This is a genomic window from Pseudomonas sp. ASL9, assembly GCF_056680335.1.
Genome location: NZ_CM155277.1, coordinates 5,934,136 through 5,951,231 on the forward strand (window position 1 = coordinate 5,934,136; position 17,096 = coordinate 5,951,231).

General features: G+C 55.4%; 13 protein-coding genes. 4 read left to right on the plus strand and 9 right to left on the minus strand.

The window, feature by feature from the left end; genetic code table 11:
- The first annotated feature begins 4 nt into the window (after window positions 1-4).
- The gene (locus tag AC1ME2_RS27270) at window positions 5-1,213 is read left to right on the plus strand and encodes a glycoside hydrolase family 5 protein (protein ID WP_480438335.1); all 1,209 of its coding nucleotides are present in this window, start codon (window positions 5-7) and stop codon (window positions 1,211-1,213) included.
- A gap of 78 nt (window positions 1,214-1,291) precedes the next feature.
- Here the strand turns inward: AC1ME2_RS27270 and AC1ME2_RS27275 are convergent, their stop codons facing one another.
- The 8 genes from AC1ME2_RS27275 to AC1ME2_RS27310 form a co-directional block, all read right to left on the minus strand.
- A complete protein-coding gene (locus AC1ME2_RS27275; RefSeq protein ID WP_480438336.1) occupies window positions 1,292-2,539 on the minus strand; it encodes a hypothetical protein in 1,248 nt (415 codons plus the stop codon).
- A gap of 165 nt (window positions 2,540-2,704) precedes the next feature.
- On the minus strand, window positions 2,705-3,652 hold the full coding sequence (locus AC1ME2_RS27280; RefSeq protein WP_480438337.1) for a glycosyltransferase family 2 protein: 948 nt from the start codon (window positions 3,650-3,652) through the stop codon (window positions 2,705-2,707).
- A 6-nt stretch (window positions 3,653-3,658) separates the two neighbouring features.
- The gene (gene gmd / locus AC1ME2_RS27285) at window positions 3,659-4,777 is read right to left on the minus strand and encodes a GDP-mannose 4,6-dehydratase (RefSeq protein WP_480438338.1); all 1,119 of its coding nucleotides are present in this window, start codon (window positions 4,775-4,777) and stop codon (window positions 3,659-3,661) included.
- Window positions 4,778-4,879: 102 nt separating this feature from the next.
- Complete coding sequence (locus AC1ME2_RS27290) at window positions 4,880-6,232, minus strand: lipopolysaccharide biosynthesis protein (protein WP_480438339.1); 1,353 nt, start codon at window positions 6,230-6,232, stop codon at window positions 4,880-4,882.
- A 37-nt stretch (window positions 6,233-6,269) separates the two neighbouring features.
- Window positions 6,270-7,655 (minus strand): exopolysaccharide biosynthesis polyprenyl glycosylphosphotransferase, encoded by a 1,386-nt coding sequence (locus AC1ME2_RS27295; RefSeq protein WP_480438341.1) that lies wholly within the window; start codon window positions 7,653-7,655, stop codon window positions 6,270-6,272.
- An 85-nt stretch (window positions 7,656-7,740) separates the two neighbouring features.
- Window positions 7,741-9,960, minus strand: a complete 2,220-nt coding sequence (locus AC1ME2_RS27300) for a GumC family protein (protein WP_480438342.1) — start codon at window positions 9,958-9,960, stop codon at window positions 7,741-7,743.
- A gap of 1 nt (window position 9,961) precedes the next feature.
- Complete coding sequence (locus AC1ME2_RS27305) at window positions 9,962-10,489, minus strand: polysaccharide biosynthesis/export family protein (protein ID WP_480438344.1); 528 nt, start codon at window positions 10,487-10,489, stop codon at window positions 9,962-9,964.
- A gap of 69 nt (window positions 10,490-10,558) precedes the next feature.
- Window positions 10,559-11,713, minus strand: a complete 1,155-nt coding sequence (locus tag AC1ME2_RS27310; protein WP_480438345.1) for an outer membrane beta-barrel protein — start codon at window positions 11,711-11,713, stop codon at window positions 10,559-10,561.
- 803 nt (window positions 11,714-12,516) lie between these two features.
- Between AC1ME2_RS27310 and otnI the strand changes: the two genes are divergently transcribed.
- Together otnI and AC1ME2_RS27320 are read left to right on the plus strand one after the other, a co-directional pair.
- A complete protein-coding gene (gene otnI / locus AC1ME2_RS27315; protein WP_480438346.1) occupies window positions 12,517-13,299 on the plus strand; it encodes a 2-oxo-tetronate isomerase in 783 nt (260 codons plus the stop codon).
- Between the two features lie 111 nt (window positions 13,300-13,410).
- Window positions 13,411-14,310, plus strand: a complete 900-nt coding sequence (locus AC1ME2_RS27320; RefSeq protein ID WP_480438347.1) for a polysaccharide deacetylase family protein — start codon at window positions 13,411-13,413, stop codon at window positions 14,308-14,310.
- Between the two features lie 155 nt (window positions 14,311-14,465).
- On the opposite strand, the gene AC1ME2_RS27325 is transcribed toward AC1ME2_RS27320, so the two are convergent.
- Window positions 14,466-15,179 (minus strand): murein L,D-transpeptidase catalytic domain family protein, encoded by a 714-nt coding sequence (locus AC1ME2_RS27325; protein ID WP_480438348.1) that lies wholly within the window; start codon window positions 15,177-15,179, stop codon window positions 14,466-14,468.
- 84 nt (window positions 15,180-15,263) lie between these two features.
- Here AC1ME2_RS27325 and AC1ME2_RS27330 point away from each other — a divergent pair, with 84 nt between their 5' ends.
- Window positions 15,264-17,021, plus strand: coding sequence for a L,D-transpeptidase family protein (locus tag AC1ME2_RS27330; protein ID WP_480438350.1), 1,758 nt, complete (start codon window positions 15,264-15,266; stop codon window positions 17,019-17,021).
- Window positions 17,022-17,096 lie beyond the last annotated feature (75 nt).

The following is a 17,096-nucleotide window of genomic DNA, read 5'->3' on the forward strand; positions in this document are numbered from 1 at the left end:
CGTATTGACCGCTGCGCAACGCCTGTATGGACGCGCGGCCGATGTAGCGATTTTCTTGGGGTGCCCAGCGAAAGCATCTGGAATGACGCATCAGAAAAGGGGGTTGCCCACCATGATCAAAAGGCGTGACTTGGGTTCTGAAGCGATGCTTAAGTGGCTATCGGGTGCGAGGTCACGGGTGATCGGTTTGATGCGCAGATCGATGCTGGCAGGGGCCTTAGTTGTCCTGTCCAATGGCTGCTACGCACAATCCGTCGCCGGGCTTGCGCCGATGGTGCTTATCAATGTCTCTGGCGCAGAGTTCTCTGAGGGGGTCTGGCCGGGTGAGAATGGCACTCATTATTTCGTGCCTGACGAAAACTACTTCGACAAGTGGCAGGCCAGAGGTATTCGTGCGATTCGTTTCCCCATGAAATGGGAGCGGCTGCAACCGACACTCGGCGCCGAACTGGACGACACCTATGCTGGCCTGGTTGACAAAATGCTGATTCAGGCCGAGCAGCGTGGGATAGCCGTGATTCTCGATGTGCACAACTTTGCGCGATACAAGGATGAGGTGATAGGCAGTAAGAAGGTGCCCATTCAAGCCTACCGGCAGCTTATGCAGCGCATCGCGGCACGCTGGCACAATTTCCCGGCGCTCTACGCTTACGACATCATGAACGAACCCCATGATGACGCCGACAAACACTGGCCGGAGGCTGCTCAGGCAGGCATTTTGGGAATCCGTACTTATGACGGGCACAGGCCAATCATCATTGAGGGCCGTTCCTGGTCCAGTGCTTCTCGTTGGCCTCAGAACAACGACGCGTTGCTAACATTGAAGGACCCGGCCGATAAGCTGATCTTCTCGGCGCATGTGTACTTTGATGACGATGCAAGCGGGCAGTACAAATCCCCCTTGGGCCAACGCTTCGATCCAGATATCGCGGTCACGCGGGTCAAGCCGTTTATCGAGTGGCTGGAAAAGAACGGCAAACGCGGCCAGATTGGTGAAGCTGGTTTTCCCGACGATGATCCACGCTGGAACGAGGTCATGGATCGGCTCCTGGCCTTTCTGCAGAGCAAGTGTGTGCCGTTGGCTTACTGGTCAGCAGGGTCCGCGTGGGGCAATTACCCGCTGTCGATAGAACCCGTCAACGGACGTGATCGCCCACAATGGCCGGTTCTTGCGAAATACCTAGTGGCTACACAGTGTAAAGCTATCCAATAACCGCCGTCGGTTCGCGACGCATAACAACATTGTTATATTCAGGTGCATGTATCGAGAGTGCTAATAACGTGGGGTCAATCAGCCCCCATGAATCCAGCCCCGGTGAGTGACCGCTGGGGCATGTGCCCGTTCGCTGGCATAATAGAGAAAGGCGGCGATGGCCAAACCTGAAAGTTCTCCGCCATACATGATCGAATTGGAGAAAAAAAAGTTAATGCAATTGAACCAGAAACCCAATTGCAGGGCAGAGAGTAGATCGCCTTTTTTTCTGCACCGCGCCATGATATGTAGGTAGCCGAGGTAGTAAATAAGTGCAATGGCTGGCGTCAGGAAGCCGAAGCGGTAATACACACCGACAAGCCCCACATCGGACAGATAAAAGTATGAGTTATAAAGGCGGGAAAAACCCCCTTGCCATTGCAGGGAAAGGGCTCCCATGCCAATGAATCCATTATTCGCCACTTCACTCACTATTATCTGCGTCGTGGTGCTGCGTACCCCGGTCTCGCTCGCCTCGAGCAGCAGGGCATTGAATCGGTCGAACTGCTCGGCGAAAAAGTCGGGCGCCAGGAAATAGGCGACCAATAGAATTACGCCAGCCAGAGACCCAATCTTGAGCAGCAAGCCAAGCCGACTACGAAAAATCCATGCCCCTGCCAGCGCCCAAACCAGCATGGTGTTACGCGTTTGAATGACGAGCCATAGATAGGAGGCAAACAGCAGCAGGATCATCAGTCTCGCCAGAGAAACTCTCCTTCTAAGGCGATACATCAGCATAAACGCACAGGCGCTGACGTAGGGCGCACCAATGCTGAAGCGATTTGGGCGCAGCGGATTAAGACCGTAATCTTTTTCGTCGACCGTGAAATCGATATCGGTGTTCTCTGGTATTACGCCGAAGTAGTACAGGAAACCGACAAGCACGCAGGCCAAGGTGCACCAAAGAAAAAAATCTTCCAGCTCTGCCTGGGTCGGTCGGGCTTTTGTCATCAAAAACCAAGCCGGAAAAAACAATAAATAAAGAAGGCTCCGACGTTCCTCCAACATCCCAAAGCTGATAGGTTGGCCGAAATTAAGATAGGCCAGCACAGCCGACAGGATCGGCAGCAGCAGGCCGAAAAACAGAATCCAAAGGCCGGAACGAGATTGCTGAGCGCGTGTCCATACCAAGAGCAGGATAAGGGCGGAGACGAATACCAGAATAATGAATAGCTCGCGCAAATACGGCACGCCGGCTTTCTTATTGTCGGTCAGAAAAAAACAGGCCGAGTTCAGTAGCAAGAGTACGAACAGTAAGCTGCGGTAGGCGAAAAGCTTGCGAATCATACTGTGATCCCCATTGAATCAGGTCATGGCAATGAAACATTGTTAGATGGACGCATCCGGTTGCCAAAACTCCACAGTACGGTTCAGAGACCTCCATGATCGTGGCGCATTGAACAAAACTAATGTCTTCCATTGGACGCCTGGTGGTGCGGGGGCGGCAACGCATCAGCGCCAGGAAAAATATAAGCCTTCCATGATTCCCATGATGCCGTACTTTATATTTTTAAAGTTGCCTATGTTCTGCAATGCCGTTATTGCGGCGAGGGCCACGGCGGAAAAAACATAGCACGGCATGGAGTGGAATTTTTTGTTGTACATGATCGCCGCTCTGTTTCGATAGAAATGAAACATATGGCTTCTGTGGTGGGTACTGGCGCTGTCGCCATGTTGAGCGAAACTGTCGTTTGCAACCAAACAGCTGAAGCCGGCGGTGGCTGATCGGCGTTGCCAGTCAACTTCTTCAGCGTACATAAAGTAATGCTCATCCATCAGGCCCACCTGCTGAATAACCGCTCTCCTTATCAGTAGCGAGGCCCCCATCAAATAGTCTGGTTTGGGCAACGTGGTCAGGTATTTTCCCAGCTCGGCCCGATCAAGGTTTTTACCCATTAACCGGGCTTTGCCCAGCCAGGGATAAAGTTTACCCCCGCCGACGCACTGGACGATGGTTGGATTGTCTGAATAAACCAGGATCGATGCGCAGAATCCACAGTGCTCGTCACTGTTTATGGTGCGCAGGAGTGCTTGAAGCGCTCCTGCCTCCACCAGGATGTCGTTGTTAAGGATCCATATATATTCATAGCCCGCCCGGTAGGCGTAATCGATGCCAATGTTATTGCCGCCGGCATAGCCGTAATTGTCATCGTTTTTTATCAAACACCGGATGTGTTTCTGTCCATGTTGTCGACTATCGTGTTCGCTCGCTATGAATAGGTCGCTGCCCTCTGTTTCGCTCAAGAACCGTTCCAGTCGCTCGTAGTCATTTGCGTCCGAGTGGTTGTCAATGACGATGATCGGAATATGACAGTGGGCATCCACTGAGTTTATGCACCTTATCGTTTGCTCGGCACCGTTCCAGTTGAGGATAACGGCGCACACGTTATCAACGGGCATTGTCGATCACTCCACGGTTATCGGCACGGTAGCACCGTAGCCTTTGAGCAAGGCGTAGTGCCGGGCTGTCTTCAGATCCTCCTGGATCATCTCTGCGCACACCTGCCGGGCGGTGATTTCCGGCACCCAGCCGAGTTGGCGCCTGGCTTTGCTTGCATCGCCCAATAAGGACTCGACTTCGGTCGGCCGGAAATAGCGCGGGTCGACGCGAACCAGAATATCGCCTGTTTTAACCGCCGGCGCCTTATCACCCTCGACGTGCTCAACCACAGCACACTCTTCGACGCCATGGCCCTCGAATCGCAGTTGAATACCTAACTCTGTGGCCGCCCAGCCGATGAAGTCGCGAACTGAGTACTGCTTGCCTGTGGCGATCACGTAGTCATCTGGTTTTTCCTGTTGCAGCATCATCCACTGCATACGGACGTAATCCTTGGCATGCCCCCAATCACGCAGCGCATCCATGTTGCCCACGTACAAGCAGGATGTCAGGCCCTGAGCGATGTGGGTCAGGCCAAGCGTGATTTTACGGGTGACGAAGGCTTCGCCACGACGTGGAGATTCGTGATTGAAGAGAATGCCGTTGCACGCGAACATCCCGTAGGCCTCTCGGTAATTCACAGTGATCCAGTAGGCATAGAGTTTGGCCACCGCGTACGGCGAGCGAGGATAAAACGGCGTTTTTTCCGTTTGCGGGACTTCTTGCACCAAACCATAGAGCTCCGAGGTGGATGCCTGATAGAAGCGGGTTTTCTTCTCCAGCCCAAGCAGGCGAATGGCCGCAAGGATACGCAGCGCACCCATACCGTCGATGTCAGAGGTGTACTCGGGTGATTCGAAGCTCACCGCTACATGCGATTGAGCACCTAGGTTGTAGACCTCGTCAGGCTGAATTCGCTGTATCAGGTCGGTGAGGTTCGATGAGTCACTTAGGTCACCATCGTGAAGAAAGAAGCGCTCTTGCGTGTGCGGGTCCTGGGAAATGTGGTCGATGCGCTGAGTGTTCGGCAGTGAGGCGCGCCGCTTGATCCCGTGTACTTCATAGTTTTTTTCCAGCAACAAATCAGCCAGGTAAGAGCCGTCTTGACCCGTGATACCTGTGATTAACGCGCGCCTGCAGTCCATTTTTCGATACCTCTGGTAGGCATTGTCAGGATTGGTTTCGAGCTACCGCTACAGCTATCTGTTATGAAGGTATGGCGATGCGCTCGGCTCGCAGCTCAAGCCTCACAGGCTTTGGCGTCTGTACCAGCGATTGGCTTCAAACAGTACGATGACGATCAGCGACAGGTTGATCGCCGCATTGGCAGCCGCGATCGCCATCACCAGGGCCAATGCATCCTTGAACAAGAGTGCGCCAAGCACCACGGCCGCTATCCGCAGGCAGGTGCTGACGATTTCGAACAAAAGAAAGCGTTTTTGCAGAGATAAAGCGGGGATCGCGACCGCGCATGGGCCAGCAATGAAACCGGCGAACTCTGCAAGGGCCAGCCAGCGCGCGTATTCGCCGGCGGGTTGCCATTGCGCGCCGAATGCCAAGGCGAAAAGCCAGGGGCCGGCCAGCGCCAGCATGGCAAACGGTAGCAATCCGACCAGTGCCATGCCGGTAACGCCCTTGATCAGAAGCCGCGTCACTGGTTCGCTGGCATGGATAGCCTGAGTAATCCGTGGGTAATAGACGCTGCCGACTGCTTTGCCTATAAAGTTGCTCGGCATGCTCAGAACCTGCAGGCACAACGCGAAAAACCCCGCCGATACGGTCCCGAATGATGCGGCCAACACCAGTGTCGGCATGTGGATCGAGAGCGCATTGATCAGCACTTGAGGGGCTCGATACAACGGAAAATCACGAAACTCCGAGGCCAGCATCCTGAGACTCGTCGGTGTTTCGTCGCCCGGGTTGTCGACCACTTTTGTCGCTCGCGTGAAGGTCATTCCGACCAAAAGCAGCAGACTGTGAATGATGTAATAGAGCGAGCTGGTCACCACCAGCATCGGTGCGGTCGCTTGCGCCAGACCTCCCAGGCTGCGCGTCAGGTTGTAACACAGTGCATGCAACGTCGCGGCGCGCGCGGTCAGGCTGAAGCGCTGACGTCGATACAGCCATTGCTGAATGATTTCCAGGACTGCTGCGCTGAACATCACCACGGGCAACAACATCAGGTACGGAATCAAAATACCGATACCCATCGCCTGTGCGATTGGAGCCCCATAGGCGTAGAACACCAGCGCCGACAGTGTCGCGACGACCAGCGCGACCAGCAAAGAAATCCTGATCAAACCACGAGCGTCGACATCGCGCTTGGGCAGCACGATAGCCATTGGATAGGTCAACGCACACGCCGGGATAAGGATGATCGTCAGGCTCAGGAAAGTGCCCACCACGCCGAACGCGTCCGGACCGTAGATGCGCATGATCACTGGAATAAGCGCCAAATTGATCGCCTGAGCGCCCGCAGTGCCGCCGACAGCTGTAGCGATATTGCGCATCAGGCGGTTGCTCACGACCTTGCGAAACATCCCCAACCATCCGCTAGCGTGCCCTTGTAACGTGTCAGCCGTTGATTCAGGGTCAGCCATGCACTTCTCCGTCCGTACCGTCCAGACAATGGATCGCTCAGTAGATATTGCGCGAGAACAGTGTGAAGGGCGTCTTGATCAGAATCTTGATGTCCAGCCAAAGGGACCAGTGATTGATGTAGTCCAGATCCTTCTCCAGGCGCAGCTGCATTTTCTCCAGGGTTTCCGTTTCGCCACGGCATCCGCTGACTTGGGCAAGTCCGGTGATGCCGGGTTTGATCCGGTGGCGTGCGGTATAGGCAACGATTTTTGCGCCGTAGTATTGGTTGTGGGCGACCGCATGAGGACGCGGGCCAACCATGGCCATCTCGCCGCGCAGGACATTGATCAACTGAGGCAGTTCGTCCATAGAGGTACGTCGCAGGAAAGCGCCCACCCGGGTGATACGCGGATCACCCTTGGTCGCTTGCTTGACGGCTGGGTCCTGGTGTTCGCGCATGGAGCGGAATTTCCACACCTGGATCACTTCGCCGTTACACCCGTTACGCGGTTGGCAAAAGAACACCGGTCCGGGTGACGATAGTTTTACGGCGATCGCCGTCGCCAGCAGGACAGGGAAAAGCACAACGAGTGCGGCCAATGCCAGACTACGTTCAAGCAGTTCTTTACCCAAGGTTGCCGCAGGCTGGGAACTGCGCAGGGTCTCATTGAGGTAGAGGGCGGGGAACTGGTCGATCTGCGAAATCGACGGGTTAAGCAGCATCATGTTTCCGAAGTCCGGAACCCAGACAACATCGACATTGAGGCCAAGCAGCTCCCTATAGATGGCTTCAATTTGATTGATCATATTCAGCGGGAGGGCTATGTACGTACGACGCACATGATCTCGCATTATGAGTTCGCGCAGATCACGCAATCCACAGAGAATCGGCGTTTGACCGTCAGCCTGGGTAACGTCGGGTTCTGTGGCGACTAAGCCGAGCACCGGCACTCGCTGACGCAACTGCGCAACCAGGGTATGGGCCATTGGACTGGTGCCGATGACCACCGCGATACGCTCCCTGCGCAGCCAGCGCAAATGCAGGTTGACCAGATAGCGCAACGGTAAGTAGGTCAAACACTGGGCTAGATAGCCGTAGACCGCGGCTTTGACCAGCAGCCGGGCTTCAAAATTCATGTTTCCAAGGCAGATCAGCGAAAGCACATACAGTGTGACGAGCATGGCGACCCAGCCTGCGAGCAGTCGCAGCAGGCCCATACCGTAGCCGTAACGCTTATGGTAGACATGAAGCATGCTGTAAAGCGGCACCGATCCAAATAAGCCGAGAATCATGAGGACACGATACTCGGAAGGAATAGCGCCGAAGCGCTGGTAGATGATTTCGCAAATCACCAGGTTGGACAGGATCATGGCGCATGCCCATTGCCCCCAGAACGTAAGGCCGCGTCGATTGACCGATGGATGGACCCGTTGAGTGAGCATATCAACTCCTTCAGGTTGTCGCCGCTGTCGTCCGAGTCACGTTTAAACGCGGCAATATCGAACGCGGGTACTGAGTGTTTGTCACTTAGTGGCTGGTTTTCCTTGGCGGGTTTAGGTAATAACGGTCATATCCATATCGACCCTTTAACGGCGCGACCTGATTGAGCACCACGCCCGTCAGTAGCGCGCCGTTCTGAAGCAACTGGCCTAAGCATTTGTGCACCAGTGGCGCGGCGGTGCTGTCGGACTTTATGACGTAGACCACTGCGTCGGCCTTGGCGCAAAGCACTGCCGCGTCGCTGACCGACCCGCTGGCGGGGGAATCAAGGATTATTCTGTCGTAGTGCTGCTTGGCCCATTCCAGAAACCTGCCAAAGTTCGGGGAAGCGAGTAACTCCAATGGATTGGACGGTACTGTCCCGGCGGGCAGGATGTCGACTTCACCTACTCGATAGATGCATTCTTTGCTTTTCGCGTTGCCGCTGATAAGGTCGGCCAGACCCAGATGCCCTTCGGCCAAGCCCAGATTCCGGGCCAGATTGGGTCGGCGTAGATCGGTTTCTACTAACAAAACGCGCTCAAGCTGGCCCAGCGCGAAGGCCAGGTTCACCGCCACCGCACTCTTGCCTTCGCCGGGCAGCGAAGAGGTGATCACCAGCAACCTGCGGTGCTTGTATGTGTCTCCTAGCATGACGCCGGTACGCAGGGTTCGAATTGCCTCTGTGAACAGCGCGTCGTCGTTGCGTTTGAACTGATGGGAGATACGCTTGCGATTTTTCTTTTGCAGCAGCGGCACCACGCCGAGTAACGGTAGCTGGAGCTTTTTTTCGATGTCCTCGCTGGACTTGAAACTGTTGTTGAACGTGTCACGCAGCAGCGCAAAGACACAACCCAGGACCAAGGCCAACAGCGCTGTGATAGACATGATCAGCAGTTTTCTCGGGGAACTCGGTTCGCTGGGCGCGATGGCCGCGTCGACGATATGCGCATTGCTCAAACCGATATCCGCAACAGCAGTCGTCTCGCGCAAACGGGTGATGAAGGTGTCGTAAAGCGTACGGTTACTGTCCACGTCGCGCTGCAGTTCGCGCAGCTTGAACTCCTTATGGGAGATATCCTGAATCTGCGCTTTGCTGCTATTGACGGAGGAGCGCAAGGCCTCTTCGTTGGCTCGTGCCAATTGATAGTTACGTTCGATGCCTGCGACGACCTGGTTGACTTGGCTGCGCAGACTGGCCTGCGCCGTCGCGAGGTCTGAGCGTGCAGCGATCATTTTCGGGTGGCGATCACCATAGCGTCGCGACAGCTCATCCACCATGCCTTGAGCCTGCGCTTCATTGGCCTGGAACTGCTGGATCACTGGATTGCCGATCACGGCTGGCACGCTGGACAGGCTTGATAGATTTTTTGCGCCGATCATGGCCTTGACCTGAGCGTATTGGCTTTCTGCCTCGGCGCGTTGACGGCGAGCGTCAATCATGCGATCGCTGGTTTTTGACAGCTCATTGGCGCTTATGGTGACTACGCCGTCCACGTCGACCAGACCTTCGGCGTCGCGATAGGTCTGTAGCTTGTCCTCCGACGCTTGCAACTGCGTGCGCAGTTCGACCAATCGGGTGCTCATCCATCGCGTCGCCGTCAATGAGTCGTTCGCCTGCGCGTCAAGACGACTGTCCAAATAACCGCGGGCCAACGCGTTGGCTGCAAGCGCGGCGGTCTGCCGATCGGCCATGTTCACGCTGATGTTGACCAACTGGCTCTTGCCGATGGCGGCCACATTGGTCCGCTCCATCAGTTCCAGAACCGTCTCGTCAAATACTTGGCTCTGGCTCAATGTCTGATTTTCAATCCAGTCAGCCGGGAACAGGCTCGGGCGCAGCCTTGCCACCAGGGTGCGCACATAGCGCAGCGGGTGAAACCGCTGCCGGGGATCGAGCTCCGGATGATTTGTCAGATCCAACTGGCGTACCGCACGCTCAGCTACCGCGCGACTCTGGATCAAGGTTATCTGCGTCTGCAGGTAATCGACGGTTGCATTGTTGGAGTCGTAGGTCGGCTGTTGAAATGAAATCAACATGGCGCCCTTGGGTTCGATCACCAGTGAAGCTGTTGCCCGGTATACCGGCGTGATGTTCTGCACCAGTAGACCGGCCAACACCGTAGCGACAAGTACCAGTGCGGCGATTTGCCACTTATGTGTCCAAAGGACATGTCCGACATTGCGCGAGTCAATGAAGTCTCGGTCGTCTACAGGGGCTGCGTACCGTTGTGGCAGCTCGTACTGTCTCAAGCTCACCTCGTCCATGTCAGAAGAACCCCTGTTCAATGGTGATGGTATCGCCCGGTTCGACCAGCGTGTTCAGGCTCGCTTTTTCGCTACTGCGTCGGGCGTCGGCGCCGCGGATAATATGGATGCGTTTATCCGAGGCACGCTCGGTCAACCCGCCAGCCAAGGCAATGGCGCGATCCAGGGTGAGGCCAGGTTCGAACGGATAACCGCCGGGCTGCTTAACCTCGCCGCTGATATAAAAAGAACGGTAGGTCAGTACGCTCACCGATACGCGTGGAGCGACAAGGTAGCCGTCCTTAAGCGTTTTGGTGATCAGGGTTTCGACTTCGCTCGGCGTCCTGCCCTTGGCATTTACCTCACCAATAAACGGGTAAGAAAAGGTACCTGCATCTGTCAGACGAATTTCCTGAAAGGTGAGATCCGCCTCGCCGAATACATTTATTCTGATGGTGTCTCCTGATCCGAGCCGATATTGGGGCGCAGCAAATACGGGAAAGCTGCACATCAATAAAACCGCGAAACGGGAAAGCTGACGAATGGACATAGGGATATCTCCCTTAGACGAATAGCTCCGTGCAGTGGTTGCTCGCTGTCCAAGGCGAGTATCGGGCAATCAAAGGCTCAAGACGACACTCAACGAGCAAACGTTGCGCGTATAGCGCTGATCACTGACGTTGGAATTGTTGTACCAGCGTTGGTAACCGAGGGTGATATTGGCCCAGCGGCTGGCGGCATAAATCAGCGAGGCACCGTAGTCATCCAGCACGTCGTCTCGCCCAAGGCCCAGGTAGCTGCTGTCGGCGTGGCGGTAATGCAGTTCTGAAGAAATCCATCCCGACCACTTGTGTATCCAGCCAAGTCGGGTACTGGTGGTGTGGACGGTAGTCGCACCGTCGTAACCTTCATCAAACGCTTTGCGCGTATTCAATGAGAAGGTGGAGTAGGTGCGCGGCTTCCAGGACATACCGACCTCCCACGTGGGGCTGGTACGGTCACCGACCGAAGAGCTATCGAAGCTTTTGTGCTCGACACCGAATCGCAGGCTGCCGCTGGTTTTGGCTGTAACATCCCGCGTCAGCCCCACCAGTGCGGCACTTCCGGTGCTGTTGCGTGGGTTGCCCGGGAGCAGGTAGTCGTATCGGCTTCGACGCAGTTCAAATAGAGCGCGTGTCTTGCCGCCTAACCGGTGGTACCACGTGGCAATAACACCGGTTGTGTTGTGTTCTCTGTCATCATTCAATGTGCCGCTATTGCGGTAACGAAGTTCTTCATAGTCAGCCGATAGATCTATCTGATTAAGGCCGCTTTTTACGCCGAAGCTATAACCCAATAGCGCATTCTTCAATGTGTATTTATCGTTATCGACGCGATTAGCGGTATCCGCTGTTTCTTCAGCCCGGCGGTAACCGAGTTCCCAGTTCAGCCTGTTGCGCGAGTCAAACTCCGTGATGCTCTTAAGCGCTACCCGCTGATCGACGTGACTCGCGTCGGGGTAGTCGTGAAACACCTCGCTGTCAATCGCGTATTCAAGCTGATAACCGCTGGTATTGGTCTGCGCGGAGAGCAAGAACGTTGGAAGCACTGACGTGATCCAGGATGACTTGGTGTTCGTGGCTACACCACGGAAATTGTCATCGTAGGATTCTCCTACCTTTAAGGTTGGCGTAAATTCGAAACCGCCCACTTCAATGCTCTGCGGTGTGGCGGCCAGCGCCGAAAGAGGAAGCGGTGACAGGACGAGCACTGCCAGCAAGTTTTGCCTGTTCATCTTCGAGCTCCATGCTTGATTCATCATGATGTCAAGCTGATGCCGGACGCACATCACCAGTCAGCCGCGTGTTGGCTGCGACTGTATGGCGAGTCGCAACACTAGGGAAGTTACGTGATGGCTTATTGCTTTGAGTTGACGGCGTGTGGAGCAATAGACGATGAATGGCAGATCGCGACGACGGTAACGCGGAGGTGGGTAACTGCATATGGATAATGGGGTAGGCTACCGCACGAGCGAGCAAGTCCTCGAGTCTGTTTACGGCAGATACTAGTTAGAAGTTCCTCGGTGTGTGACTTCTTTAGATATACGGATTGTGAGGTGATTGCAATAGATCCCACCGGTGCGGTGACAAATGGTAGACAGCATGACGGTTCTCAATTTAATCGGCGAACCCCGGTGTTGTTTTTCCGGCGGTTAGGCAGGTGGCAGAGTGTATCGCGCGTGATCAGCATGTAATGAATGCTGTAACTTATTCAGACACTCTATTAGCATAAGTTAGTTTCATCGGTGAGACATTCGTAATGCTGTCGAGACAATAGAGCATGCGTCGAAATAATAGAGCATAACGTGTTCCTCTTTAATAACACTGTCAGGTCAGTCTCCTGCTAATGCTCGCTCGGCGTGCGGCCCCCTCACAGGCCAAGTCAGTTGACCCCCTCGAACCGGTATTGGCCCTAGGCTTTTTGCTGACCATGCTGTTGCGTGCGGTACACGGGTCGACCACAGTGCTCGGTACGTTGGGTTTTTGTATTACCTTGCAGGTCTGACCCTTTGTTTAACCCTTTGCCCAAGGAGCTACCATGCCTCGTTTTGCCGCCAACCTCAGCATGCTCTACCCTGAACATGAGTTTCTGGATCGCTTCGCGGCTGCGGCCGCCGATGGTTTTGAAGCGGTGGAGTATCTGTCTCCCTACGACTACAACGCTCAGGAACTCAAGCAACGCCTGAGCGACAACGGCCTGGTACAGGCGCTGTTCAACGCACCACCCGGTGATTGGGTTGCGGGCGAGCGGGGCACGGTGTCGTTGCCGGGCCGTGAAAGCGAATTTCGCAGCGGCTTCGATCGCGCGTTGGAATACGCAGCGGTGCTGGGTAACTCACGAATCCATGTCATGGCAGGGCTGCTGCCCTCCGAGAGTGACCGGTCTCGGCATCATGCCATTTACCTGGAAAACCTCGCTTACGCGACCGCTCAGGCGGTCAAAGTAGGGGTCACGGTATTGCTCGAACCGATCAACACCCGAGACATGCCGGGCTTTTTCCTCAACCGACAGGATCAGGCGCAGGCCATCTGCAAGGAAGTGGGCGCCAGTAACCTGAAGGTTCAGTTTGACTGCTACCACTGCCAGATCGTCGAGGGTGACCTGGCCAGCAAATTGCGTCGGGATTTCGACGGTATTGGTCATATCCAGATCGCCGGCGTGCCGGACCGGCATGAGCCGGACCTGGGGGAAGTTAACTATCCCTATCTGTTCGAGTTGATCGACCAATTGGGCTATGACGGTTGGGTAGGGTGCGAATATCGGCCGCGCGGCAACACGTCGGCCGGCTTGCAGTGGTTGCGGGACTGGAACGCTCGCTAACGCGCAAAACCGCCTGTGCATGGCAGCTGGTTGGCGATCCGCACGCCACCCGTGACCGAGTAAGCACGTCCTACAGTCTTCGCTGGCGTGGGACGCTCCAAGGTAAAAAACATGAAACCGATCATCACCGTTTTATCAGCGCTTGCTATAGCAACCGGCCTTCTCGGTTGTATCAGCGCGCCGATTGCAATGACACCGCAGACTGAGGAGCATTTGCGCTCGCAACCCCCGGTCCGTTTTCTGCTGACCTTTGACGACGGTCCAAGCGCTTCCGGGTTTTACAATCCGACGCTCTCCGTTCTCGATGATCTTGCCCATAATCCGGTGCAGTCGGGCATCAAGGCGGTCTTTTTCGTGCAGACTCGGGCAAAAGGAGCGGGCGGCAGCGAACTGGGCCGGAAAATCATGCACCGGGAACATGACGAAGGCCATGTGCTGGGCTTCCACACCGCCACGCCGGGGCATACCAACCATCGTTCTCTTAGCCCGGAAGCGCTAGAACAGTCGCTCACAGACGGCAGCGCGGACATCGCTGCCATCACCGGCACGATGCCGATTTTGGTGCGTCCGCCATTCTGGAACTACGACAAGCGCACCTTTGCCGCGTATCAGCAGCATGGCATGCATGTTTTGCTGACCGATCTGAGCGCGAATGACGGCAAGATATGGGGCTACAATTTTAGTCTGCGCAGACGCTCCAGCATGCTGAGGCAAATGTCCGAGGTGCGCGAGCGGATTGCTGCTGGAGAGCTGCCGGCGGTCGATGCCGCTATTCCGGTGGTGGTGACTTTTCATGATCTCAATCGCTACACAGCCCGGCACCTGCAGGAGTATCTGCAGATCCTGATCGACAGCGCACGTGAGACCGGCGTGGCAATCGCAGCCAAGCCTTTTTACGACGATCAAGCCGAGTTGCAGCGTGCCGTCATGGCCCGCACTGTCAAGGACGGTTCCAAACCTGTTCATCTGCCTGGGTTCTGGAACTGGTGGTGGGGTGGCAATTCGGAATAGGGAGAACGATGTCGGTTGTCATCGAAGCCATAACCTGTTTCCTATGCAGGCTGTGTATGGGAGGGGGCTATGACGAACATCATCGTGCTGTCGCGCGCGGACATGCCTGATCCCGCCAGGCAGCTCAGGTCCAGAAACAGCCCAACCCTCCCACGTTAATCCGTTGGCAACGTTGTAACCGGCTTTGCTGTGTCCGCCACGGTGGAGTTGTTGCAATTTATAAATGAAGAGGCATTCAGCCAGCGCTGGTCAGGATAATAAGAAAAGAGTAATTGGCCATCTTTCATCGAGTCGATGAGTTGGTGAGCAATAGCCGGTCGCACGGCGGGGCAACCCAGGCTTCTACCAATACGGCCATTCGAACGCGCCAGATCACCGCTGACATACGCGGCCCCATGGATGACAATGGCTCGATCAAGGGCGTGATCGTTGAAGCCTGGCTCCAACCCCTCCATGCGTAAGGAGTAACCATTATGGCCAAGGTAGGTCGCCCGCGTCCGATACAACCCAAGGCTCGTGGCCATGCTCTCATTCTGGTTGGAGAATTGACTGGCCATGTTCTCACCGCTGTTTCTGCCGTGCGCGACGAGTTCGTGGAAAAGTAATGTGCGGTGCTGGAGGTCAAAAACCCACAGTCGCTGCTCGGTTGAGGGAAGAGAGTAATCAATCACGGCGAGTCTTTGCACGGGCACTGCACCCTGCGCCAATCTGCACTCGGATGCATGTACCGCTAACGCGATAACCTTAGCGTTGGCGCTGGGTGCCGCTTTGGCCAGCGCGACTTCAAGCGAATCGGCGTAGGCTGCCTCAACAGGGAGGGCGATCAGAAGCATGGATGCCATTAAATAGCCGAATCGGTCGAGCGTCATGTACGTTATCTCATGGCCATTTATACGCGTTTAGCAGTGTTAAGACTGCCAGCCTTTCACCGAGACAAGACACCAAGGATATCCATGCGGCAACTATCAAACTTATCCATGTTAAGCCGCGTCTTCTTTATGGGCGTCCTGATAAGCAACTCAGCGACAGCACAACCTTTGCCTGTGTCGTTAATAACTCTATCACACAGCGTCAGCGACGTTGCGCCGGCCGACGAGGTCGCCCAGACGATCCAGGCAATTCTCGTCCCCGCAGGCTTAACTTCTTCTGCCCCTCTACCCGCAGCCCAACCCCACCACCAACGCCTGGAAGTCAGTCGCGCGGTGGTCGATTTTTATGCTCAGCGAAGCTTTCGTGCTGCCTGGACGAACGATAGCGATGTAGCCCAGCTATTGAAAAGTCTGAAACAAACTAAGGAAGACGGCCTGGACCCTGGTGATTTCGGTATTGATGAGCTGACCAAGGCCGAAGCGCTGATGCATGCAGCCGCGCCAGCCCCTGCACAACGCGCGAGGTTTGATATTGCGGCCACCCGTACCTACATTACGGCGCTGCTCCAGCTCCGGCGTGGAAAAGTCGATCCCTCTCGCCTGGAAATTCACTGGAACTTCGATCCAGTCGGCGTCGACCCTCGTGAAGATCTCAAGGTTTTCTTCGATGCAGTGGAAGCCCATCGCGTAGCGCGTGCATTCGAACAAGCGCCGCCACAAGATGCGATTTACGGCAGTTTACGAGAGGGGTTAGCGCAACTGCGCCGGGTTCGAGATTCCGGTGGCTGGCCGCTGGTTCCTGCAGGGCAGGTACTTAAGCCAGGCGTGGTCAGCCCCTCAGTCGCAGTATTGCGCGCACGCTTGACGGCGGGTGGCTATCTGGATGAGCAAATGGCAACACTGATTGACTACGACGAAGCCGTTACATTGGCGGTTAAAAAATTTCAAGCCGAGCAATACCTCCCGGTGGACGGTGCGGTGGGCGTGGCGACCCTCGCGGCGCTGAATATCCCCATAGAGGCGCGGATAGGCCAGGTTCGAGTGAACATGGAGCGGGCACGGTGGCTATTGTATAAACTTCAGGGAACCTTCGTCGTTGTCGATATCGCCGGGTACAAGATCGCGTTCTACCGCAACGGTAAGGCCATCTGGCGCTCTCGCGTGCAGGTGGGTAAACCGTTCCGCAGTACTCCGGTATTTCAATCCGAGATTACGTACGTCACGTTCAATCCGACCTGGACAGTTCCACCGACCATCCTTATCAAGGACATTCTCCCCAAGGTATTAAAAGACCCTCATTATCTTGACGCCCACCTTATTCGTGCTCTTGATAGTCACGGGGTGATCGTAGATCCATCAACTATCGATTGGCACAACCCGCGTGGCATTACGCTGCGCCAGGATGCGGGCCCGGACAACTCCCTCGGTCAAGTTGTAATACGCTTTCCGAATGACTATTCGGTGTATCTCCACGATACGCCGCATCGAGACTTGTTCGCCCAAGTACGCCGCGCGACGAGTTCAGGCTGTATCAGGGTTGAAAACCCGCTTCAATTGGTAGAACTGTTGTTTAACGACCCGATTCGTTGGAGCGCCGCCGCCATTCAGACACAATTAGCCAACGGCAATACAGCAAATATCAGGCTCCCCCTTAAAGTGCCTGTGCTACTCGCCTATTGGACCGTGGGCCTGAGTGAGGATGGCCGAGTAACGTTTAAACCCGACGTATACGGGTACGATAACGGCGTGCTACGGGCACTGAATCAACCTTTAGAGTTGTCCGTTTCAGCGTTGCCGCGAGGAGGGCTTCCCGCTCTGGCGACGCGGCAAAAAAAGCTATAAAACCCTTGGCACTGGCAGCTCAAATAACGAGAGCGACATGTCTGATGCGGACAGCCGCCGCCTCGTCATTTGTGA

Coding starts and splice junctions, on each gene's coding strand:
- AC1ME2_RS27275 (WP_480438336.1), bottom strand. CDS start 2,539: ATGATTCGCAAGCTTTTCGCCTACCGCAGCTTACTGTTCGTACTCTTG.
- AC1ME2_RS27280 (WP_480438337.1), bottom strand. CDS start 3,652: ATGCCCGTTGATAACGTGTGCGCCGTTATCCTCAACTGGAACGGTGCC.
- gmd (WP_480438338.1), bottom strand. CDS start 4,777: ATGGACTGCAGGCGCGCGTTAATCACAGGTATCACGGGTCAAGACGGC.
- AC1ME2_RS27290 (WP_480438339.1), bottom strand. CDS start 6,232: ATGGCTGACCCTGAATCAACGGCTGACACGTTACAAGGGCACGCTAGC.
- AC1ME2_RS27295 (WP_480438341.1), bottom strand. CDS start 7,655: ATGCTCACTCAACGGGTCCATCCATCGGTCAATCGACGCGGCCTTACG.
- AC1ME2_RS27300 (WP_480438342.1), bottom strand. CDS start 9,960: ATGGACGAGGTGAGCTTGAGACAGTACGAGCTGCCACAACGGTACGCA.
- AC1ME2_RS27305 (WP_480438344.1), bottom strand. CDS start 10,489: ATGTCCATTCGTCAGCTTTCCCGTTTCGCGGTTTTATTGATGTGCAGC.
- AC1ME2_RS27310 (WP_480438345.1), bottom strand. CDS start 11,713: ATGAACAGGCAAAACTTGCTGGCAGTGCTCGTCCTGTCACCGCTTCCT.
- otnI (WP_480438346.1), top strand. CDS start 12,517: ATGCCTCGTTTTGCCGCCAACCTCAGCATGCTCTACCCTGAACATGAG.
- AC1ME2_RS27320 (WP_480438347.1), top strand. CDS start 13,411: ATGAAACCGATCATCACCGTTTTATCAGCGCTTGCTATAGCAACCGGC.
- AC1ME2_RS27325 (WP_480438348.1), bottom strand. CDS start 15,179: ATGACGCTCGACCGATTCGGCTATTTAATGGCATCCATGCTTCTGATC.
- AC1ME2_RS27330 (WP_480438350.1), top strand. CDS start 15,264: ATGCGGCAACTATCAAACTTATCCATGTTAAGCCGCGTCTTCTTTATG.